Here is a 20,291-nt window from a genome sequence, read left to right on the forward strand (position 1 = left end):
CTAGCCGGCCCGCCGGTCGAGCGCGTTGATCGCGGCCGCGGCTTGGGATGCGTCGGTCTGGGCCGGGGCGTTCCACCAGACGTCGGGCTGCTTGGCGGCCCAGCCGGTGATCGCCTCCAACTCGGCCGCCAGCGAGATCAGTAGCGGCTCACTGTCTGCCGGGCCCATCAGTTGCACACCGATCGGCAGGCCGTCGGAGGTAAACCCCGCGGGCACGTTGATCGACGGCCAGCCCAGCAGGTTCCATGGCCACGTCACCGGGCAGGCGGCGATCGACGCGCGTTCTGTGGCAGACCAGCCGCGTCGATCGAATTCGTGTGTGAGCGGCGGTGGTTGGGCCGTGGTCGGGGCGATGATGACGTCGACGAGGTTGAAGATCCACGAAATACGGCGTTGCGCGGCGGCCTCGTGGGCGCGGGCCTTGCGCAGGATGTCCTGTGACAGCACCCGCCCGATCCTCATGTTGACCACGGTGCGCTCGTCGTAGGGCACATCACCGAGCCGCTCGGCCCAGTCCAGCAGGCCCGCAGTCGAGCGGGCCAGGAAGTCCCACGACATTCGCAGGCCGTAATCGGGGTCTTTGGCCACCACGGTGTGGCCCAGGTGCCCGAGCTGATCGGCGACGGTCTGAAGGGCGTCGCGGATCTCGGGGTGCAGCGTGGCGGGGAAGCCCGTGAAAGGGAACTTCGTCGACATCGCCACCCGCAGCGGCCCCGGGGCGCGGCCGACGTACTCGGCGGCCTGGATCGGGGCCGGCTTGTGCAGGTCGCCCTCGGCATTGCCGGACGCGGCGTCCAGTACCAGGGCCGCATCGGTGACAGTGCGGGCCAGCACCCCGTTGACGGTGATGCCGTTGAACGCCTCGGGCAGGGGCCAGGTGGAGATGCGCCCGCGCTGCGGCTTGATGCCCACCAGATGCGTCCACGCCGCGGGAATTCGGACACTGCCCGCGCCGTCGGATCCGATGGCCGCGGTCACCAGGCCCGCGGCGACGGCGGCGGCGCTGCCGCCGGAGGATCCGCCCGGGCTGTGTCTGCGCGACCACGGGTTGCGGGTGTGGCCGAATCCCGGCCCCCCGGTGAACGGCCACTGCCCGAGCTCGCAGGTGTTGGTCTTCCCGACGATCACCGCGCCGGCGGCCTTCAGGCGCCGTACCACCTCGGCGTCGTCGGTGGCGACGCGCGCGTCGCCCTCGAGGCCGAATCGGGTGGGCACGCCGGCGATGTCCACGTCGTCTTTGACCGCGATCGGAATTCCCAGGAGCGGGAGTTGTTTGCCGGCTGAGCGAGCCACATCGGCCTCGGCGGCGTCAGCCAGCGCCTGCTCGGTCAGCACGACGCGGAATGCGTTGAGGGTGGATTGGCTCGCGGTGATGGCATGCAGGGTCTGACGTACCAGTTCGTCAGAAGTGATTGCGCCGCTGGCAAGTTGGTACAGCTGATGGGTCAAGGTGGGGAAAAGGGGCGCAGAAGGGCGGGAAGTCGGGTCGGAAGTCGCAGATTTGGCCATCACTTTCGAGGATATCGGCGGTGCGTAACAGAACCTGTCCGGCCTTGGTGCGACACTGTCACGATGCGGCTGTACCGGGACCGGGCGGTGGTGCTGCGCCAGCACAAGCTCGGCGAGGCCGACCGGATTGTCACCCTGCTCACCCGCGACCATGGTTTGGTGCGCGCGGTGGCCAAAGGGGTTCGGCGTACCCGCAGCAAGTTCGGTGCCCGGCTGGAACCGTTTGCTCACATTGACGTGCAACTGCACCCGGGACGCAACCTCGACATCGTCACCCAGGTTCAGGCGATCGACGCGTTCGCCGCCGACATCGTCAGCGATTACGGCCGTTACACCAACGCGTGCGCGATGTTGGAGACCGCCGAGCGGCTGGCCGGGGAGGAGCGGGCGCCGATGCCCGATCTGCACCGGCTCACGGTGGCTGCGCTGCGCGCCATCGCCGACGGCCGTCGGGCCCGCGAGCTGATTCTCGATTCCTACCTGCTGCGGGCGATGACGATCGCAGGGTGGGCGCCGGCGCTGACCGAGTGCGCGCGCTGCGCCGCGCCGGGTCCGCACCGGGCGTTCCACGTCGCCGCCGGCGGCAGCGTGTGCGTGCACTGTCGGCCCAGCGGATCCAGCACCCCGCCACAGCCTGTGTTGGAGCTGATGTCGGCGCTGCACGAGGGTGACTGGGAATATGCCGAGGCCTCTTCGTCGGGGCATCGCAGCCAGGCCAGCGGACTGATCGCGGCGCATCTGCAATGGCATCTGGAGCGCCAACTTCGGACATTGCCTCTGGTCGAGCGGGTGTACCGGATCGATCGGACAGTCGCCGAACAGCGCGCCACGCTGGTCAGGCAGGATATGAGCCATGGCATTGACGAAGGACGGGAAGCGGGGCAAGTCGGCCTACCCACAGCTGCCCCCGGCGCCTGAGGACTATCCGGTCTTTCCGGACACCTCGACTTGGCCCGTCGTCTTCCCCGAGATCCCGGCCGGCACCAACGGCCGCTTCGCGCGCCCACCTCAGCACACCTCCAAGGCGGTTGCGCCGAGGATCCCGGCCGATCAGGTCCCCAACCACGTCGCCGTGGTGATGGACGGCAACGGTCGGTGGGCCACCCAGCGCGGCCTGGGACGTACCGAGGGCCACAAGATGGGCGAGGCGGTGCTGATCGACATCACCTGCGGTGCCATCGAACTGGGCATCAAGCACCTGAGCGTCTATGCGTTCTCCACCGAGAACTGGAAGCGCAGCGCCGAGGAGGTCCGGTTCCTGATGGGGTTCAACCGGGAGGTGGTGCGCCGCCGCCGGGAGAACCTGAACGCCATGGGTGTGAACATGCGCTGGGTCGGGTCGCGGCCCAAGATGTGGCGCAGCGTCATCAAGGAATTCGACATCGCCGAGCAGATGACCGTCGGCAACGACGTCATCACCGTGAACTATTGCGTCAACTACGGCGGGCGCACCGAGATCGTCGAGGCCGCGCAGGCCCTGGCCGCCGAGGCCGCCGAGGGCAAGATCAACCCGGGCCGCATCAGCGAGGCGTCGTTCGCCAAACATCTGCACCGTCCCGACATTCCCGACGTGGATCTGTTCATCCGGACCTCGGGGGAGCAGCGGGCCAGCAACTTCCTACTGTGGCAGGCGGCCTACGCCGAGTTCGTGTTCCAGGACAAGCTGTGGCCCGACTACGACCGGCGCGACTTGTGGGCGGCGTGCGAGGAGTACGTGAACCGTAACCGTCGCTTCGGCAGGGCCTGATATGCCCGGCCTCCTGCAGCAGTTGTCCTCGGCGCTGAGCGAGGTGATGTCTGTCGTCGAGGAACCGGACGCCGCGCTGACCGTGACGGTCGACGGTTCGGTGGCCTCGGTGCGGGTGGTGGCCATCGCGGAGGGCTTGGAGATGGTTTCGCTGACCCAGCCCTTGGCTTGGGATCTGCCGCTGAACAACAAGATTCGCGAGCGGGTATCCGAGCATGCCAGCAAGACCATGCTGGGCACGGTGGTGCTGGTGGAGAAGTTGGTCGAGACCCCCACGAACGGTGCGACTCCCAAGGGTGCATCCCGCAAACGGCCGGCCAAGAAGGTCGCCGATGTGATGCTGCGCTACAACTTCCCGGCGGCCGGGCTCACCGATGACGCGCTGCGCACGTTGATCCTGATGGTGCTGGCCACGGGTGCCGATGTGCGCCGCGATCTGATGTCGTGAGCGCTCCGGTCATCCGGATCGTCGCGGCCGTGGTGCTCGACGAGCACGACCGGTTACTGGTGGTCCGCAAGCGCGGCACGACGGCGTTCATGCAACCCGGTGGGAAAATCGAGCCGGGGGAGCAGCCTGTCGAGGCCTTGGCTCGCGAGGTCGGTGAGGAACTCGGGGTCGGATTCGATGCTTCGGCGGCCGAGGAGCTCGGCCAATTCACCGCGCCGGCCGCCAATGAACCCGGCCACTTCGTCGATGCGTGGCTCTACCTGGTCAGCTTGAACGGCGCGGCGCAGGTGCGGGCCGAGATCGAGGAGATGCTGTGGGTTGACCCGTTCGCGCCGGGCGGGGTTCGGCTGGCGCCGCTCACCGAGCACACCGTGCTGGCGCTGGTACGCGATCGGGCTCAGCGGCCCCAGGTGTGAAACTCAGCTGCCCTCGCTGGCGCAGGCGCGGCACATCCCGAAGATCTCGATGGTGTGGCTGACGTCGGAGAAGCCGTGCTCGCGGGCCACGTCGGCGGCCCACTTCTCGACCTGGCCACCCGAGATCTCGACGGTGGCGCCGCATTCCCGGCACACCAGATGGTGGTGATGGTGCTCCGAGCAGCGCCGGTACACCGATTCCCCGGTGTCGGTGCGCAGTGTGTCGACGCTGCCGGTGGTGGCCATCGTCTGCAGCGTGCGGTACACCGTGGTCAGACCGATGCCCTGGCCGCGGCGGCGCAACTCGTCGTGCAGTTCCTGGGCGGAGCGGAATCCATCCGTCTCGTTGAGCAGATCGGCGATGGCCGCGCGCTGGCGCGTCGACCGGACTGCGCCCGTCACCGCGGTTCCTCGCTGGCGTGGGCGACCGCGTCGGCGACGATGTGGGCCAGGTGATGGTCGACGAGGTGGTAGAGCACCTCACGTCCCGAGCGCTCGCTGGCGACCACGCCGGCCTGCTTGAGGATCCGCAGGTGCTGGCTCACCAGCGGCTGCGGCACGGCAAGCGCGTCGACCAATTCGTGGACGCAGCGTTGGGACTGTTGCAGCTGCAGGACGATGGCGATTCGCAGTGGCGCGGCCAGGGCACGCAGCAGTTCACCTGCGGTGACCAGGACCTCGCGCGGCGGCATTTCCGACGCCGGGGTGGCGTTGTGCTCGCGCGCGTCGTCGTGCTGGTTTACGGTGATATTGGAAATCGTTTCCATTATGGGGCCAGGATACATGCGCGATATCGCATGTCAACCGCCCCGACGGTCGCGGCGGATTATCGCTGCCGGTGCGCCTGTGGCTACGCTGTTGGACCGTGGCTCCGTCTTCTTCGATCATCGACACCGTTGCGAACCTGGCGAAACGCCGTGGCCTGGTCTATCAGTCCGGAGAGATCTACGGCGGCACCAAGTCCGCGTGGGACTACGGGCCGCTAGGTGTCGAGCTCAAGGAGAACATCAAGCGGCAGTGGTGGAAGTCCATGGTCACCGGCCGCGACGATGTCGTCGGCCTGGACTCCGCAATCATCCTGCCGCGGCAGGTGTGGGTGGCCTCCGGTCACGTCGACGTCTTCAACGATCCGCTGGTGGAGTGCCTGAACTGCCACAAGCGGCATCGGCAGGACCACATGCAGGAGGCCTACGCGGCCAAGAAGGGGCTCGATGACCCCGATTCCGTGTCGATGGACGAGATCGTCTGCCCCGATTGCGGCACCAAGGGCCAGTGGACCGAGCCGCGTGACTTCAACATGATGCTCAAGACCTACCTGGGCCCGATCGAGTCCGAAGAGGGCCTGCACTACCTGCGCCCGGAGACCGCCCAGGGCATCTTCGTCAACTTCGCCAATGTGGTCACCACTGCGCGCAAGAAGCCGCCGTTCGGCATCGGCCAGATCGGCAAGAGCTTCCGCAACGAGATCACCCCCGGCAACTTCATCTTCCGCACCCGCGAGTTCGAGCAGATGGAGATGGAGTTCTTCGTCGAGCCCTCGACCGCCGGCGAATGGCACAAGTACTGGATCGATACCCGGCTGCAGTGGTACGTCGACCTCGGCATCAACCGGGACAACCTGCGCCTGTACGACCACCCCAAGGAGAAGCTGTCGCACTATTCCGACGGCACGGTCGACATCGAGTACAAGTTCGGTTTCGCCGGCAACCCGTGGGGTGAGCTGGAAGGCGTCGCCAACCGCACCAACTTCGACTTGTCCACGCACGCAAAGCATTCCGGTGTCGATCTGTCCTTCTACGATCAGGGCGCCGACACCCGCTACGTGCCGTACGTGATCGAACCGGCGGCCGGTTTGACGCGCTCGCTGATGGCGTTCCTGGTCGACTCCTACACCGAGGACGAGGCTCCCAACGCCAAGGGCGGGGTGGACAAGCGCACCGTGCTCAAGCTCGATCCGCGGCTGGCCCCGGTCAAGGCCGCGGTGCTGCCGCTGTCGCGCAACGCCGATCTGTCACCCAAGGCCCGCGACCTGGCCGCCGAACTGCGCAAGAACTGGAACGTCGAGTTCGACGACGCCGGTGCGATCGGCCGCCGCTACCGCCGTCAGGACGAGATCGGTACGCCGTATTGCGTGACAGTCGATTTCGACACCCTGGAGGACAACGCGGTCACCATCCGTGAGCGCGACGCCATGACCCAGGAGCGCGTCGCCCTGGACAAGGTGTCGGACTACCTGGCGGTGCGGCTCAAGGGCTGCTGATCTTTCCCCGTCGAGCGGGTTAGAAGCGGCCGCCACCGCCGCTGTAGCTGCGGCCCGACGAATGGGACGAGCCGCCGTAGGACGTCGGGCGGCCCATGCCGCGGCCCCCGCCGAAGCCGCCTCCGAAGCCGCCCCCATACCCGCCGCCGAAGCCGCCACCTCCGCGCAGGATGTTGCCGATGAGGATGCCGCCGAGCACCGCACCCATGTCGGACCCGCCACCGCCGCCGTACTGCGAGGTGTAGGACCGCTGCGCGGCACGGACGTCATCGTTGGCCAGGCCCTGTGCCTGCGCGGCCAACGTCGACGCCCCGTTGGCGTGCGCCACCGCCTCGTTCGGATTTGCGACCCGCTTGGCTTCGGCGGCCTGCAGTTGTCGCTGCGCCTCGGCCAGGCGGGTACGCGCTTCCGGGCCGATACTGCCGCGCCGGGTCTCGATGAAGTCCGACACCGCCTTGACCCGCGATTGCGCGGTGAACAGCGCCTGCTCCAGCGCGCGGGCCAGCCGCTCGGCTGCCTCCTGTTGTTCGTGGACACCGGCCAGCAGCTGATCGAGTTCGGCGTCGGCCTTGGTCAACCGGGTGAACGTGCCCAGCGGGTCGGTCTTGCCGTTGGCCGTCGCGTCGTCGGCAGCCTTCTTGGCGGCGTCCCGGGCGGTGCTCAGCTTGTCGGCCTGGGGCGTACCGGGTTGACCCAGTAGCGAATTCGCCTGTTCGATGCCAGCCTGGATGTCGGTGATGGCCGCGGGCAGACCGGCCAGGGCCCGGTTGATGTCGGAGGCCGCGCTGTCGACGGCGTCGAGCAGGGTGCGGGCTTGGTCGAGCCCGGACTCGGCGGAGCGGACGGCGTCCACCAACGTGGTCTGGTCGTTGGCCGGCCGGGATACCAGGTCGCGGGCGGCGGTGATGTTGCGGTCGGCGAAGGCCAGTCGCTCCTCGGCGGTGTCCACGTTGGTCTCCACCGACGTCAGGGCGCTCGCGTCGAACTGGGTGTGCAGGGTGTCCAGGGATTGTCTGGACGGATCGATGCGGGCGGTGAGATCGACCATCTGCCGGGTCATGGCGTCCAGCCGGCTCGGGGCGTTGATCACCAGATCGCGCAGCTGCTCGAACGCCTGGCTCTGGACTTCCAGCTCACGGTCGGCGCCGGCCGCTGACACCACCACCTGCGTCAACATCTGGCGTTGTTGCAGCGGGGTCTCGGGTGCGTCGTCGTCGAGCGTCTGGCGCACGGTGAAGGCTTGGGCCAGAGCCGTTTTGGCGTTCGTCAGCGCCGCACTGAACGGTTCGGTGCGCTTGGCCCCGAACTCCTCCACGGCCAGCTCGAGCTCGGCCTCGCTGGTGCGCACGGCGTTGTCGACGTCGACCACGATCGAGCGGGACAGCTCGTCCAGCGCCTCCAGCGGCACCGATGCCAGTGCGTTGGGATCGGTCGGGTCGACCCGCTTGGCGGTCTCGAACTCGGCGCGGCGGCGCTTGGCCCGGCGCCGGCGCGACCACCACCACAGCAAGCCGACCAGCACCAGCACCACGCCGAGGCCGATCAACATGGCCGGCCACGACACACCGGTCGCGGCAGGGGATTCGGGTTCGGCGTTCAAGCCGTTGGCCGCGGCGATCGCGGCCCCTGGCCAGTCGTCCCGGCGCAGGGCCGGGGTGACGCTGTTGCGCCGGATGTCGTCGGCGCGCGCCGAATTGGTGACGGTGTCGGGCACCTGGAACGCGAATGCCCGGTCCACCGTGGCGACCGCCAGGAGCACATCGTCGTCACCGAAATCGCTCAGCCGCATGGTGTTCTGCGCCCAGCCGACCGGATTCTGCCGGGCGAAGTCCTCGACGAACACCACCCACAACTTGATGTGGCGGCCGTCGTAGAGCCGGTCGATGGCACGCTGCACGTTGCCACGCTGGGCTGCCGACAACACGCCCGCGTTGTCGGTCAGTTGGGTTGCCAGCCGCAGTGGCGGTTCGGCGGTGGCGGCGGGAGCCACCACGAGACCGGTCATCAGGATCGCGAGCAGCATGGACAGCAGACGGGCGATACGCATGACCGCCAATCTAGTGCGCTGGGGGGTTGGCGCGTCGCTTCCTGGCAGACTGTGCGTCGGTGAACGCGGATACGCAGTCCTGGTATGACGACTTCGACCGGCAACGTCTGGTGGTCGAGGCGCCCAAGGCTGCTGTGCTGCCCGGCACCGATACCGAGCACCGAACCGACTTCGCCCGTGACCGGGCCCGGGTGTTGCACAGTGCGGCCCTGCGCCGGCTCGCCGACAAGACCCAGGTGGTCGGCCCGCGGCACGGCGACACCCCGCGCACCCGGCTCACCCATTCGCTGGAGGTGGCCCAGATCGGCCGCGGTATGGCGGTGGGGCTCGGCTGCGATCCGGACCTGGTGGATCTGGCCGGGCTGGCCCACGACATCGGGCATCCGCCGTACGGGCACAACGGCGAGCGGGCCCTCGACGAGATCGCCAAATCGTTCGGCGGGTTCGAGGGCAACGCCCAGAATTTCCGGATCCTCACCCGGCTGGAGCCCAAAGTTCTTGATGCCGAAGGGCGGTCGGCGGGGCTCAATCTGACGAGGGCCGCGCTGGATGCGGTGGCCAAGTATCCGTGGTCCAGTCTGGGCACCCGGAAGAAGTACGGGTTCTACGACGACGACGCCGAGGCCGCCGCCTGGGTGCGCGAAGGTGCGCCTGCCGATCGGCCGTGCCTGGAGGCGCAGGTGATGGACTGGGCCGACGATGTCGCGTATTCCGTGCACGACGTCGAGGACGGCGTGATCTCCGGGCGCATCGACCTGCGGGTGCTCGGGGATCGCGACGCCGCTGCCTCGCTGGCCGGTCTGGGCGCCCGAAGCTTTCCCAGTGTCACCCACGACGATCTACTGGCTGCGGCCGAGCGGTTGTCCCGGGTGCCGGTGGTGGCCGCGGTCGGGCGCTACGACGGCACGTTGGCGTCCTCGGTCGCGCTGAAGACCATGACCAGTGAACTCGTGGGGCGGTTTGCGAATGCGGCGATCACCCAGACGCGGGCCGTCGCCGGCGATGGGCCGCTGCGCCGATTTGACGCCGAGCTCGCGGTGCCGCCTCTGGTGCGCGCCGAGGTGGTGCTGCTCAAGATGCTGGCGCTGCAGTTCATCATGTCCGACCACCGGCACCTGCAGATCCAGGCCGACCAACGCACCCTCATCCATGAAGTCGCCCTGGCGCTGTGGGCGCAGGCTCCGGGCAGTCTCGACCCCCAGTTCGCGCCCGAATTCGATCTCGCTGCCGACGACGGCGCCAAGCTGCGTGTGGTGATCGACCAGATTGCGTCCTACACCGAGAGCCGGTTGGAAAGAGTGCACGAGGCACGCTCACCCAGACCTCTAGAATGAGCCGGTGGCCGGCCGGATTTCAGATCGCGATATCGCGGCCATCCGTGAAAAGGTTCGCATCGAAGATGTCGTCGGCGACTACGTCCAGCTGAGGCGGGCCGGGGCCGACTCGATGAAGGGCCTGTGCCCGTTCCACGACGAGAAGTCTCCGTCGTTTCACGTGCGGCCCAATCACGGCCACTTCCACTGCTTCGGCTGTGGTGAGGGCGGCGACGTGTACGCCTTCGTCCAGAAGATCGAACACGTGAGTTTCGTCGAGGCGGTCGAGTTGCTGGCCGACCGGGTCAACTACACCGTCACCTACACCGGCGCGTCGACGACCAATGTCCAGCGAGACCGGGGCAGTCGCAGCCGGTTGCTGGCGGCCAATGCCGCCGCCCAGGAGTTCTACGCCCAGGCGTTGGCCTCGGATGAGGCGGCTGAGGCGCGCAAGTACCTGACCGAGCGCAACTTCGACGCCGCCGCGGCCGCCCAGTTCGGTTGCGGGTTCGCGCCGTCGGGGTGGGACACGCTGACAAAGCACTTGCGGCGCATGGGTTTCGAGTTCAAGGAGCTGGAGGCCGCCGGGCTGAGCCGGGAGGGCAAGCGCGGGCCGATGGACCGGTTCCACCGCCGGCTGCTGTGGCCGATCCGGGTGTCCTCGGGTGAGACCATCGGCTTCGGGGCCCGCCGATTGTTCGACGACGACCAGAACCAGGCCAAGTACGTCAACACCCCCGAAACCGTCCTCTACAAGAAGTCGCAGGTGCTGTTCGGGCTGGACCGCGCCAAACGCGACATCGCCAAGGGGCATCAGGCCGTGGTCGTCGAGGGCTACACCGACGTGATGGCCATGCACCTGGCCGGGGTGACCACGGCCGTGGCCTCGTGCGGCACCGCGTTCGGCGAACAGCACCTGTCGATGCTGCGCCGGCTGATGATGGACGACAACTTCTTCCGCGGCGAGCTCATCTACGTGTTCGATGGTGACGCCGCCGGTCAGGCCGCCGCGGTGAAAGCGTTCGAGGGTGAGCAGAACCTGTCCGGACAGTCCTTCGTGGCGGTGGCTCCCGACGGTATGGACCCGTGCGACCTGCGACTGCGCTCCGGCGACGGCGCCGTACGCGATCTGGTGGCACGACGAACCCCGTTGTTCGAGTTCGTGATTCGCAGTGCGCTGGCCGAACACGATCTCGACAGCGCCGAGGGCCGGGTGGCCGCGCTGCGGCGCTGCGTGCCGATGGCGGCCCGCATCAAAGACCCGACACTGCGCGACGAGTACGCCCGGCAGCTGGCCGGCTGGGTCGGCTGGGACAACGTCGCACAGGTGATCGGCCGCGTGCGGGAGGAAGCCAGTGGCGGCCGCAAGGACTCACGGCGTCAGTCCGCGCGACAGCAGGCGAGGCCCAGGCAGACCCCCGTACCGGAACACATCGGCCGCCCCAACCCCTCCGATCCGACACTGTGGCCGCAGCGTGAGGCGCTCAAGGCCGGGCTGCAATATCCGGTGATCGCCGGGCCGGTGTTCGACTCGCTGACCGTCGAGAGCTTCACCCATCCCGGGTATGCCGCGGTGCGGTCGGCGATCGAGGCGGCGGGCGGCACGGCGGCGGGCAAATCCGGGGCGCAATGGATCGAAGCCGTCCGTGAGCAGGCCGCGTCCCCCGCGGCCGCCGGCCTGGTCAACGAACTGGGCGTGGAGGCCATCAACGTCGAGGACGACGAGCACCTGCCGCGCTACATCAGCAGCGTGCTGGCCCGCCTGCAGGAGGTGTGGGTGGGCCGCCAGATCGCCGAGGTGAAGTCCAAGCTGCAACGCATGTCGCCGGTGGAGCAGGGAGACGAATATCACGCCCTCTTCGGTGACCTGGTGGCCATGGAGTCTTACCGGCGCAGCCTGCTCGAACAGGCCAGCGGCGACGACCTGACTGCGTGAGGGCCCACATCGCGATAGGGTGACGGCAGTCGGGCCACTACACGCGAAAGAGGCGAACCCGGTGACCAACCTGGTGACACTGTTCAGCACGAAGACACGGCGCTACGTCGCAGTCGGCGCATTCGCGCTGGCCACCGGCGCTGCAGCAACCGCCCCGGCGTTCTTGGCGACGTCCACCGCCGGTCCCGAGGTATCGGCCCAGCCGGCCTGCCTGGCCTGGTTCGGCAACAAGGAGGACGGCAAGTGCCTGTCCTACTCGAACGGCATGCCTGCCAACGTCGGCACGCCGTGGGTCGGCGCCGGCGGGAATGGCGGATTCGTCACCGGCCCGCTGCTGCCCGGCACGTCGATCAACCAGGGGATCGGCTAGCCCCTACCAGCGAGTTTTCGCCGAACCGTCGGTGCTCTCCTTCGTGGAGAACACCGACGTTTCTGCGTCTATGGGGGTCAACGTGAGGAACTGCGGGTCGGGTGAGACCCGCTTGGCGATCTTGCGTCGTCCGGCGTCCAGAACCGCCTTGGTGGCCGGATTGGCGGTCACCGCACGATAGGTGCTGGCGATCTGCTCATAGCGACGTCGCCCGGCCTTGGCGCCCAGCACGTAGCCGACGGCGATCACGGCGGCATAGCGGATCACAGCATTCCTCCCAAAGCGACGGGCCTCCCGCAGCGATGTGCTCCCCAGACTGCAGGTGTGTGCTCCATCCTGCCTCACCGCCGCCCCGGCGCGCCCGTCCGGGAGCGAGTTGGCGACAGCGGCGGTCCGTACGCTAGAGTCAACGCTCGGCCGCGGAGCTTCCGCGGAAGGTAGTCCCCTGTAGCTCAATTGGCAGAGCTCCCGACTGTTAATCGGGCGGTTATTGGTTCGAGTCCAATCGGGGGAGCAAGTTCTCTCAGACCCCAGTCCTAGGACTGGGGCCGGGTCTGGGCCTGACGGGCCGCCTGGGTAAGCGCCTCCACCAGCGGATTGGACGCCGACGCGAGAGCTTTCCGCTCCTCTTCGGACAGTTGATAGAACGTCCACACGCCCCAAGCCGCCGGCCGCACATAGACCGTCACCTGCTGCCGGTTGTTGGCCAGCACGGCGGGGACGGGCACCGCGCGATCGAGGGTGGCCGCACTGGCCATCTCCTCGGCGATCTGTTGGACGTTGACTGATTCCTGCAGTTGGTAGAGCACGGCCTTGTTGGCGGGGCCTTCCATGGCGAGGAACCAAGCCATCGGTGTCTCCTTGGGGTGTGTGCGAGTCGGATCGCAAACAGTCTCACCTATCGACGCGCCGCCGTCAGCCCACTCGCTGAGCCGGTTTGATTCGCTACCCTCGGGGTGTGCACCCACGGCTGATCGCCATCGTCGCCTTTGTCGGTCTCCTCGCGGTTGGTTGCGGCTGGAGCCCGCCGTCGGCGCCGCCCCCGAAGCCCGACACCTGCGCGCCGTCGGACGGCCCGAGCGCCGACACGATCGCCGATGAGATAGCGAAACTGCCCGCGCCGGAAGCGGGCCGGCAGTGGAGGCAGATCGGTACCGGCCACGCGCTCAACTGCCGGCTCTACTGGGTCCAGGTGGGCCAGACCGACCCGGAACCCAACAGTGTCGGGCAGCTGCTGTTCTTCGACCGTCAGACCCCGATCGGTCCGGCCACTCCGGAGCCGCGGCCCTATATCAACGTCGTCACCAATGCCGATGACAGCGTGGTGGTGAACTACCAGTGGCAGCAGGGCCAGGACTCGGCCACATCACCGACCGGTATTGCCACCGTGCGGTTCCGGATCGGAGACGACGGCAAACTCGTTGCCGTCGACCCGATTCCGAAACCCTGAGCCGCTCAGCCGTTGACCAGTTCGTCCGGGTCGAGCATCGCTGCGTAGCGCAACTGCTCGGGGATGCCGAACCCGTCGACGAGGGTTTCGACGTGTGGGCGCAGTGAGCGGCAGCGTTCGTTGATCCCCCGCGTCACAGCCTTGGCGCGTTCGGTGGACAGGAACCGGTGCTCGATGAACCAGGCCTTGTCGTCCTCGATCACCGACAGCGCGTAAAGGTCGCAGACGTCCTGGAGGAGTTCGCGTGCGGTCTCGTCCTCGCAGGCGTCGATGCCCGCGACGAACGCTTCCAGGACGACGCGATCGATGTGGGCCTGTGCGGCGTGCAGCACGTGGTCCTGCACATGGTTGAACGCCTCGAAGGCCGACATCTCCTTGGATTTGCCCTGCAGCCGCCGCGCCACCGAGGCCAGCATGTACTCCTCGCGGTCTTCGAACATCTTGACCTGCGTGCCGCGGTTGAAGAGGCTGCCTTCCTCCTCGTTGTCCTGACGGGTGTCGAGGATTGTCTGGATGATGGTCTCTGCGGCAGTGCGTTTCAGTACCCGTTCACCGGCGTAGTTGGCCGCGAACCGGACCCATTCGACCGGGCTCATACCCTTGATGTCGTCGGCGTAGGCAGTGAGTAGTTCCTTGGCCACCAGCTGCGTGAGCACATGGTTGTCGCCTTCGAACGTGGTGAAGACGTCGGTGTCGGCGCGCAGGGCGATCAGCCGGTTCTCGGCCAGATAGCCCGCACCGCCACAGGCTTCGCGCGCTTCCTGGATGGCCCGGCTGGCGTGCCAGGTGTTGGCCGCCTTCAGACCGGCCGCGCGGGCCTCGAGTTCTCGCTGCTCCTCGGCGTCGGGATCGTCGGAGGTCTGCAACTCATGGCATTTGGCCACCAGCTCGTTCTGAGCGAACTGCAGTGCGTAGGACTTGGCGATCAGCGGCAGCAGTCGGCGTTGATGCACCAGGTAGTCCATGATGAGGACTTCGTCATCGCTCTTGGGTGCTTCGAACTGCCTGCGTTCCAACGCATATCGGGTGGCGATGTCGAGGGCCACCCGCGCCGCGGCCGAAGCGCTGCCACCGACGGTGACGCGGCCGCGGATCAAGGTGCCCAGCATGGTGAAGAACCGTCGGCCGGAGTTCTCGATCGGTGAGCTGTAGGTGCCGTCGGGGGCGACGTCGGCGTAGCGGTTGAGCAGGTTTTCTCGCGGAACCCGTACGTGGTCGAACACGATGCGCCCGTTGTCGACGCCGGGGAGGCCGCCCTTGTAGTGACAGTCCGACGTGGTCACGCCGGGCATGTCGTTGCCCATGTCGTCACGGATGGGCACCACGAGACAGTGCACGCCGTGCCCCTCGCCGTCCGGGGTGATCAATTGCGCGAAAACGGCTGCCACCCTAGCGGTTTCGGCAGCACCACCGATGTAGTCCTTGCGTGCGGTGGGGGTGGGGGAGTGAATGACGAATTCCTGGGTCGCCGGATCGTAGGTGGCGGTGGTCTCCAGCGACTGGACGTCGCTTCCGTGGCCGGTCTCGGTCATCGCGAAGCAGCCCAGCAGGTCCAGGTCGATGAGCCGGCGCACATAGGCCTTGTGGTGACGTTCGGTGCCCAGATTCTCGATGGCGCCGCCGAACAGGCCCCATTGCACGCCGGCCTTCACCATGAGCGACAGATCGCTCATGGCCAGCATCTCGATCTGGGTGATGGCGGCGCCGACGTCGCCGTTGCCGCCGTGCTCTTTGCGGAAGCCGTCCTCGGCTGCCCCGGCCGCGGCCATGATCTTGAGTTGCTCGGCCACCTTGGCCCGGGCGATGACGGTGTTCGGGGTGTAGTGGGGTCGGAAGATCTCGTCGGACAACCTGGCTCGCATGGCATTTTTGACGTCGCGCCAGCGGCCGTCCAGCGCATTTCGCAGATGTTCGGCAGTGGAGGTCATAATCCGACGGTAACGCGTATGACCGCCGCCGTGCTGCAGTTGGTGGCAAGGCAAGCCTTGCTGGACAAGTGTCGGCCGTGCGCGAAAGACTGGCGCCATGCCGGACTCTGTCGGTAAATCCCTGTCGCCCACCGGCTTGCCGCATGTGAGTTATCACCGGCATGCCGCCGTCACCGGGGGCTGGCTGCGTGCGGCGACCTTCGGCGCGATGGACGGTCTGGTGAGCAATACCGCGTTGATCGCCGGTGTCGGGGCCAGCGCACCGGCGCAAACCGTGGTGCTCAGCGGCGTGGCCGGACTGCTGGCCGGCGCCTTCTCGATGGCGCTCGGCGAGTACACCTCAGTGCTGACGGCCAACGAGCAGGTCGATTCCGAGGTCAGGGTGGAGCGTCGGTCGTTCCGCAAGAACCCCACGGCAGAGCAGGCCGAACTGGTGGCCATGCTCCAGGAGATGGGGATGACGGCCGAGACGGCGACCAAAGCCGGCGAGGAGATCCACCGTGACGAGAATCGGGCGGTGAACTTTCATCTCGTGCAGGAACTGGGCGTGCACCCGACCGAGAAGCCGTCGCCGTGGGTGGCCGGTGGCTCGTCCTTCGTCATGTTCGCGATCGGTGCGATCATCCCGCTGATCCCGTACCTGCTCGGCTTCGAGTCCTTGTGGGCGGGGCTGGCCTGCGGTGGCGTGGGTCTCTTGATCGCCGGTGCGGTGGCGGCCAAGTTCACCCGTAAGCCGATCGCCGTGGCTGGGTTGCGGCAACTGCTGTTCGGAGCCGTCGCGATCGCGGCGACCTACGTCGTCGGCATCTTGGTCGGGGCCGTCATCACCTGATGCGGTACCGAATCCTGGCCGCCGGGCTCCTGGTCGTGGCCGGTTGTGCCCCCTCGAACGCCGCAGCAGGTTTCGAGTTTCTGGGACAGCGCCAGATTGCCTCCGGCGCGATGCTGGACGGTACGGTGATCGGCGGGCTGTCGGGAATCAGTTACGACCCGGCTGCCGACTTGTACTACATCATCAGCGACGACCGTTCCGCCAAGAACTCGGCGCGCTTCTACACCGCGCGGATCACGCTGTCGGACAACGGTGTCGGTGAGGTCCAATTCGTCGGCACCCGCCCCTGGCTGGACCGCGACGGACAACCGTTCCGCCCGTTGGACACTGCCGCGGTGCCACCTGCGGTTCCACCGGATCCCGAGGCCATCGCGTTCGATGCCGGAAGACAACGGCTGTACTGGACCAGCGAGGGGGAGCGGCGGGCCCAGGGCCCGGGTGCGCCGATCCTGCTGGACCCGTGGGTTCGGACCGCGGGCCTCGACGGCAGCTTCCTGGGTGAGTTCGCGTTGCCCGGGGGCTTCCGGATGTCGGCCGATGAGCATGGGCCACGGCGCAACAACACGCTGGAAGGTCTGACGCTCACCCCGGATGGACGCCATCTGTGGGCAGCCATGGAGGGGCCCGGCTACGACGACGGTCCACCGCCCGACGCACAGCACGGCGCATCGACTCGCGTTGTCTGCTTCGACGCGGACTCCGGGGCGGTCGACGGCCAATACCGGTACCGGCTGGACCCGGTGAGTGCCGGGCCGGGCGGCATGAACGGTTTGTCCGACCTGGTCGCCCTCGACGACGAGAACTTTCTCGTGATCGAGCGCGGATTCGGCACGCACGTGGCGGTGCGGATCTACCGCGCGAGCGTGGTCGAGGGCTCCACAGAGCTGAGCAAGACGCTGGTGGCCGATCTCACCACCACGCCGGGCCTGTCGCCGCTGGACAACATCGAGGGAATCACGTTGGGGCCCAAGCTCCCCGACGGTCGGCAGGCGGTGATCGGGGTCAGCGACGACAATTTCTCGCCCACCCAGGTGACGCAATTCCTGTTGTTCGCGCTGTGAGAGTTTTGGGGTAACGCCGTCGAGATTGTGCTCAGAGGTCGTGACCTGCCGGATCACGTGATTCTTGCGTCGCGACCTGGATAGGTGCCGAAGGTCCACAGATTGCCCTCCGGGTCGGCGGCGGTGAACGCGTAGGCGGCGTCACCGGAGCCGAACTTTGTCATGGCCGGTGCAACGACCACGGTGCCGAGGTCCGCTGCAGAGACCCGGCGGTGTACTTCGTCTACATCGTCGGTGGCAACGTAGACGGCGGACGCGCCGGACTTCATCGATCCGTGCACGCTGTCGGTGTGCCTGGTCGATCCGAAAACCAGAGATCCACCTCCGGGCCAACGTAATTCGGCGTGCACGATGTCTTGCTGGTCGTCTGTTGCGGTGACGACCTCCTCGAAGCCGAACACCTCGACGAAGAATCGCAGCGCCGTTCGGGTGTCGTCGTAGTGGAGGATGGGCCAGACCGATGACATCGGCCCGAGCATAGGCGGCCCGGAACTTCTACTTCAACAGCGCGTGCCGATCAAAGTAGAAGTAGGTGTAGGCAGCGGTGATCCCGCAGATGACGGTGGCGACCAGCAGCATCTGCGATCCGCTGACCACCACGCTGACAAGACCGCCGACGACGGCGCCACCGGCGAATCCGGCCCACAGCAGAAAGTAGCCGAGCCAATCGGTCAGCTTCCCCCCGCTGATGTGACGTTCGATGCCCTGGCCCATCTTCACAAGCGTCCCGGTCACGTAGCTCAGCGGGATCGACACCTCACCGTTCTTGACGAAAGAGGTGTTCAGGGCACCGATACCGAACGCCACGAACGCGATTGGGATGAACGGCACGTCTGGGGCGGTCCAGCCTTTCATCACGGTGTCGACCGCCGTGGCCACCACGAGTGCGAACGTGGTCAGCACCGTCGCGCCATGAGGATGGTTGACCCACAGGTGGCGGCGGCACAGCGACGCGATCACCACTCCGGCGACAAAGGCTGCGATGAGTAGCGCCGCGCCGATCGCCAGCCATTCCTCACCTTGAAACAGCCCGAGGAACGCGCGTTCGGTGTTGCCGGTCATGAAGGTGACGAAGTATCCGGCCGAATGGGTGAATGCCGCAGCCCCCAACACTCCGGCCAGGCCGGCCAGCAGCCAGGACAATCGGGCCTCGCTGTCGAGCTGTTGCGACATTCACCCATTGTGGGCAGCTTTGCCGGAGCTCGGGACGGATTGGATCCGCGGCGTCAGCTGTCGCTGCCGACGGTGACCGCGGTCGCTTCCTCGGTCAGCTCGTCGAGTTCGTCCTCTGCCCCCTCTTCGACGTCGATCCCGACCAGGTGCGGCCGGGTCAGGGTGAGCACACCGGCACCGGCCAGCACCGCGGCCGCACCGACCCAATAGGGCAGGTGCACACTGACCTGCTCGCCGAGCACCCCGGCCAGCCACGGCGCCACGGCGGCACCGCCGAACCGCAGGAAGCTGTAGGCGGCTGAGGCCACACCGCGCTCCACCGGGGCGGCCTTCATCACGGTCTCGGTGATCAGCGTGTTGTTGATGCCGATGAACAGGCCGGCGATGACGACACCGGAGGCCAGGACCGCCTTGGAATCGGTCCACACCGCCATCACGGTCAGCACCGCGGTGAAGGCGAGCAGGTTGAGGATCAGCACCCGGACGGTGCCGAAGCGGTGTTGCAGCCGCGGGGCGACGACCACGGAGGTGAACGCCAATGCCAGACCCCAGCCGAAGAAGATCAGCCCGATCTGATGGGCGGTCATGTTCAGCGGGAAGGGGGTGAACGCCAGCAGGGTGAAGAACCCGAAGTTGTAGAGCAGCGCGGTGATCGCGACGCCGAGCAACCCGCGGTGGCGCAATGCCCGGAACGGATCTGCCAGGGTGGTGGCGCGTTCGGCCCGTGGTGTGGCCGGCAGCAGGAACGCGGTGATCACCAGGGCGAAGGCCATCAGCGCCGAGACGCCGAAGAACGGGCCGCGCCAGGAGATCGAGCCGAGGACGCCGCCGACCAGCGGGCCGATCGCGATGCCCAGGCCGAGTGCCGCTTCATAGAGGATGATGGCTTGTGCCACAGAGCCTTTGGCAGAGTTGACGATGGTGGCCAGCGCCGTGGCGATGAACAGGGCGTTGCCCAGGCCCCACAGTGCGCGCCAGCCGACGATCTGCATGACGGTGTCGCTCATCCCGGCCAGGCCGGCCCCGGCGATGATGATCACCAGGCCGAGCAGCAGCGTGCGCTTGGGGCCGATCCGGCTGGACACCACACCGGTGATCAGCATCGCCACGCCCATCACCGCCATGTAGCTGGTGAACAACAACGACACCTGCGACGGCGAGGCGCTGAGGTTGTCGGCGATCGGTTTGAGGATGGGATCGACCAGTCCGATGCCCATGAAGGCGACGACGGAGGCGAAAGCGACGGCCCATACGGCCTTGGGTTGGCGCCACATCGGGGCGTTGACTCCTAACTGGTTTCTGGCGACAGGGGATGCTCGTCGACGTCGGTGAGCAACCGTCGAATGATGTCGACGGAGGCGGCCAGCGTCTTGCGCTCCTCGGCGCTGAGGCGTTCGAGCCGCGGGTTGATCGCGGCGGCGCGATCTGCCCGGGCTTGCTCCAGGGTCTGCCGGCCCTGGTCGGTGATGCGGATCAGTACCGCGCGGGCGTCGCCGGGGTCGGGGGTGCGTGACACCAGGGCGGCGTCTTCGAGGCGGCGAACCTGCGTGGTCATCGTCGGCTGCGAACAGTGGTCGAGGTAGGCGAGGTCGGAGATTCGTGCCTCGCCTTGGTCCTCGATGGTGGACAGCAGGCGGGCCTGGGCCCAGGGCAGTGGCAGCCGGGCGCGCTGGGTGGCCAGCCGATTCAACCGGGCGACGACTGACAGCAGGTCAGCGCCGAGTTCGGCGTGGTCGGATACCGTGGCATCCTTGGTCGGAGTCGACATGACCACCATATTACATAGATTTGCTATGTAGTC

The 20,291-nt window shown here is 67.3% G+C and carries 22 protein-coding genes and 1 tRNA gene; 12 read left to right on the forward strand and 11 right to left on the reverse strand.

Features of this window, described 5'->3' with window-relative positions:
* Positions 1 to 1,509 (reverse strand): amidase, encoded by a 1,509-nt coding sequence (locus BKG60_RS08500; protein ID WP_075909591.1) that lies wholly within the window; start codon positions 1,507 to 1,509, stop codon positions 1 to 3.
* A 63-nt stretch (positions 1,510 to 1,572) separates the two neighbouring features.
* Here BKG60_RS08500 and recO point away from each other — a divergent pair, with 63 nt between their 5' ends.
* The 4 genes from recO to BKG60_RS08520 are packed head-to-tail and all read left to right on the forward strand — an operon-like array spanning position 1,573 to position 4,120.
* Entirely contained in the window at positions 1,573 to 2,427 is an 855-nt protein-coding gene (recO, locus tag BKG60_RS08505; RefSeq protein WP_070189147.1) for a DNA repair protein RecO, read from the forward strand.
* A complete protein-coding gene (locus BKG60_RS08510; protein ID WP_070189106.1) occupies positions 2,363 to 3,256 on the forward strand; it encodes a decaprenyl diphosphate synthase in 894 nt (297 codons plus the stop codon). The genes recO and BKG60_RS08510 overlap by 65 nt, the downstream gene beginning before the upstream one ends.
* A gap of 1 nt (position 3,257) precedes the next feature.
* A complete protein-coding gene (locus tag BKG60_RS08515; RefSeq protein WP_070189107.1) occupies positions 3,258 to 3,704 on the forward strand; it encodes a hypothetical protein in 447 nt (148 codons plus the stop codon).
* Positions 3,701 to 4,120 (forward strand): NUDIX hydrolase, encoded by a 420-nt coding sequence (locus BKG60_RS08520; RefSeq protein ID WP_075909538.1) that lies wholly within the window; start codon positions 3,701 to 3,703, stop codon positions 4,118 to 4,120. Before BKG60_RS08515 ends, BKG60_RS08520 begins: the two co-directional genes overlap by 4 nt.
* A 3-nt stretch (positions 4,121 to 4,123) precedes the next feature.
* Here BKG60_RS08520 and BKG60_RS08525 read toward each other — a convergent pair whose 3' ends face one another.
* The gene (locus tag BKG60_RS08525) at positions 4,124 to 4,522 is read right to left on the reverse strand and encodes a Fur family transcriptional regulator (RefSeq protein ID WP_070189109.1); all 399 of its coding nucleotides are present in this window, start codon (positions 4,520 to 4,522) and stop codon (positions 4,124 to 4,126) included.
* Positions 4,519 to 4,812 (reverse strand): ArsR/SmtB family transcription factor, encoded by a 294-nt coding sequence (locus BKG60_RS08530; RefSeq protein WP_234998594.1) that lies wholly within the window; start codon positions 4,810 to 4,812, stop codon positions 4,519 to 4,521. Before BKG60_RS08530 ends, BKG60_RS08525 begins: the two co-directional genes overlap by 4 nt.
* Positions 4,813 to 4,985: 173 nt before the next feature.
* On the opposite strand from BKG60_RS08530, the gene BKG60_RS08535 reads away from it, so the two are divergent.
* Positions 4,986 to 6,380 carry a glycine--tRNA ligase gene (locus tag BKG60_RS08535; RefSeq protein WP_075909539.1) on the forward strand — a complete coding sequence of 465 codons (1,395 nt, stop codon included), beginning with the start codon at positions 4,986 to 4,988 and terminating at the stop codon, positions 6,378 to 6,380.
* 19 nt (positions 6,381 to 6,399) lie between these two features.
* Here BKG60_RS08535 and BKG60_RS08540 read toward each other — a convergent pair whose 3' ends face one another.
* Positions 6,400 to 8,427 carry a TPM domain-containing protein gene (locus BKG60_RS08540; protein WP_075909540.1) on the reverse strand — a complete coding sequence of 676 codons (2,028 nt, stop codon included), beginning with the start codon at positions 8,425 to 8,427 and terminating at the stop codon, positions 6,400 to 6,402.
* 59 nt (positions 8,428 to 8,486) lie between these two features.
* Between BKG60_RS08540 and BKG60_RS08545 the strand changes: the two genes are divergently transcribed.
* From BKG60_RS08545 to BKG60_RS08555, 3 genes are all read left to right on the forward strand, one after another.
* Positions 8,487 to 9,761: a deoxyguanosinetriphosphate triphosphohydrolase gene (locus BKG60_RS08545; protein ID WP_070189113.1), complete on the forward strand. Its 1,275-nt coding sequence runs from the start codon at positions 8,487 to 8,489 to the stop codon at positions 9,759 to 9,761.
* Positions 9,762 to 9,765: 4 nt separating this feature from the next.
* Complete coding sequence (dnaG, locus tag BKG60_RS08550; RefSeq protein WP_070189114.1) at positions 9,766 to 11,676, forward strand: DNA primase; 1,911 nt, start codon at positions 9,766 to 9,768, stop codon at positions 11,674 to 11,676.
* A 61-nt stretch (positions 11,677 to 11,737) separates the two neighbouring features.
* Entirely contained in the window at positions 11,738 to 12,046 is a 309-nt protein-coding gene (locus BKG60_RS08555; RefSeq protein WP_234998579.1) for a DUF7155 family protein, read from the forward strand.
* 3 nt (positions 12,047 to 12,049) lie between these two features.
* Here the strand turns inward: BKG60_RS08555 and BKG60_RS08560 are convergent, their stop codons facing one another.
* A complete protein-coding gene (locus BKG60_RS08560) occupies positions 12,050 to 12,313 on the reverse strand; it encodes a hypothetical protein (RefSeq protein ID WP_019343335.1) in 264 nt (87 codons plus the stop codon).
* 174 nt (positions 12,314 to 12,487) lie between these two features.
* Between BKG60_RS08560 and BKG60_RS08565 the strand changes: the two genes are divergently transcribed.
* Positions 12,488 to 12,560, forward strand: a tRNA-Asn gene (locus tag BKG60_RS08565).
* Between the two features lie 22 nt (positions 12,561 to 12,582).
* Here BKG60_RS08565 and BKG60_RS08570 read toward each other — a convergent pair.
* Positions 12,583 to 12,897 carry a hypothetical protein gene (locus tag BKG60_RS08570; RefSeq protein WP_070189115.1) on the reverse strand — a complete coding sequence of 105 codons (315 nt, stop codon included), beginning with the start codon at positions 12,895 to 12,897 and terminating at the stop codon, positions 12,583 to 12,585.
* Between the two features lie 107 nt (positions 12,898 to 13,004).
* Between BKG60_RS08570 and BKG60_RS08575 the strand changes: the two genes are divergently transcribed.
* Entirely contained in the window at positions 13,005 to 13,496 is a 492-nt protein-coding gene (locus BKG60_RS08575; protein ID WP_070189116.1) for an LppP/LprE family lipoprotein, read from the forward strand.
* 5 nt (positions 13,497 to 13,501) lie between these two features.
* Here the strand turns inward: BKG60_RS08575 and BKG60_RS08580 are convergent, their stop codons facing one another.
* Positions 13,502 to 15,424 carry an acyl-CoA dehydrogenase family protein gene (locus BKG60_RS08580; RefSeq protein ID WP_070189117.1) on the reverse strand — a complete coding sequence of 641 codons (1,923 nt, stop codon included), beginning with the start codon at positions 15,422 to 15,424 and terminating at the stop codon, positions 13,502 to 13,504.
* Between the two features lie 97 nt (positions 15,425 to 15,521).
* Between BKG60_RS08580 and BKG60_RS08585 the strand changes: the two genes are divergently transcribed.
* Positions 15,522 to 16,256: a VIT1/CCC1 transporter family protein gene (locus BKG60_RS08585; RefSeq protein WP_070189118.1), complete on the forward strand. Its 735-nt coding sequence runs from the start codon at positions 15,522 to 15,524 to the stop codon at positions 16,254 to 16,256.
* Positions 16,256 to 17,317 carry an esterase-like activity of phytase family protein gene (locus tag BKG60_RS08590; protein WP_075909541.1) on the forward strand — a complete coding sequence of 354 codons (1,062 nt, stop codon included), beginning with the start codon at positions 16,256 to 16,258 and terminating at the stop codon, positions 17,315 to 17,317. The genes BKG60_RS08585 and BKG60_RS08590 overlap by 1 nt, the downstream gene beginning before the upstream one ends.
* 53 nt (positions 17,318 to 17,370) lie before the next feature.
* On the opposite strand, the gene BKG60_RS08595 is transcribed toward BKG60_RS08590, so the two are convergent.
* The 4 genes from BKG60_RS08595 to BKG60_RS08610 are packed head-to-tail and all read right to left on the reverse strand — an operon-like array spanning position 17,371 to position 20,267.
* A complete protein-coding gene (locus BKG60_RS08595; protein ID WP_070189149.1) occupies positions 17,371 to 17,784 on the reverse strand; it encodes a VOC family protein in 414 nt (137 codons plus the stop codon).
* A gap of 28 nt (positions 17,785 to 17,812) precedes the next feature.
* Positions 17,813 to 18,490, reverse strand: coding sequence for a YoaK family protein (locus BKG60_RS08600; protein ID WP_075909542.1), 678 nt, complete (start codon positions 18,488 to 18,490; stop codon positions 17,813 to 17,815).
* A 53-nt stretch (positions 18,491 to 18,543) separates the two neighbouring features.
* Positions 18,544 to 19,764 (reverse strand): MFS transporter, encoded by a 1,221-nt coding sequence (locus BKG60_RS08605; RefSeq protein ID WP_075909543.1) that lies wholly within the window; start codon positions 19,762 to 19,764, stop codon positions 18,544 to 18,546.
* Positions 19,765 to 19,778: 14 nt separating this feature from the next.
* Positions 19,779 to 20,267 (reverse strand): MarR family winged helix-turn-helix transcriptional regulator, encoded by a 489-nt coding sequence (locus BKG60_RS08610; RefSeq protein ID WP_120764852.1) that lies wholly within the window; start codon positions 20,265 to 20,267, stop codon positions 19,779 to 19,781.
* Positions 20,268 to 20,291: the final 24 nt, after the last annotated feature.

It is taken from the genome of Mycobacterium syngnathidarum (genome assembly GCF_001942625.1).
GTDB lineage: Bacteria > Actinomycetota > Actinomycetes > Mycobacteriales > Mycobacteriaceae > Mycobacterium > Mycobacterium syngnathidarum.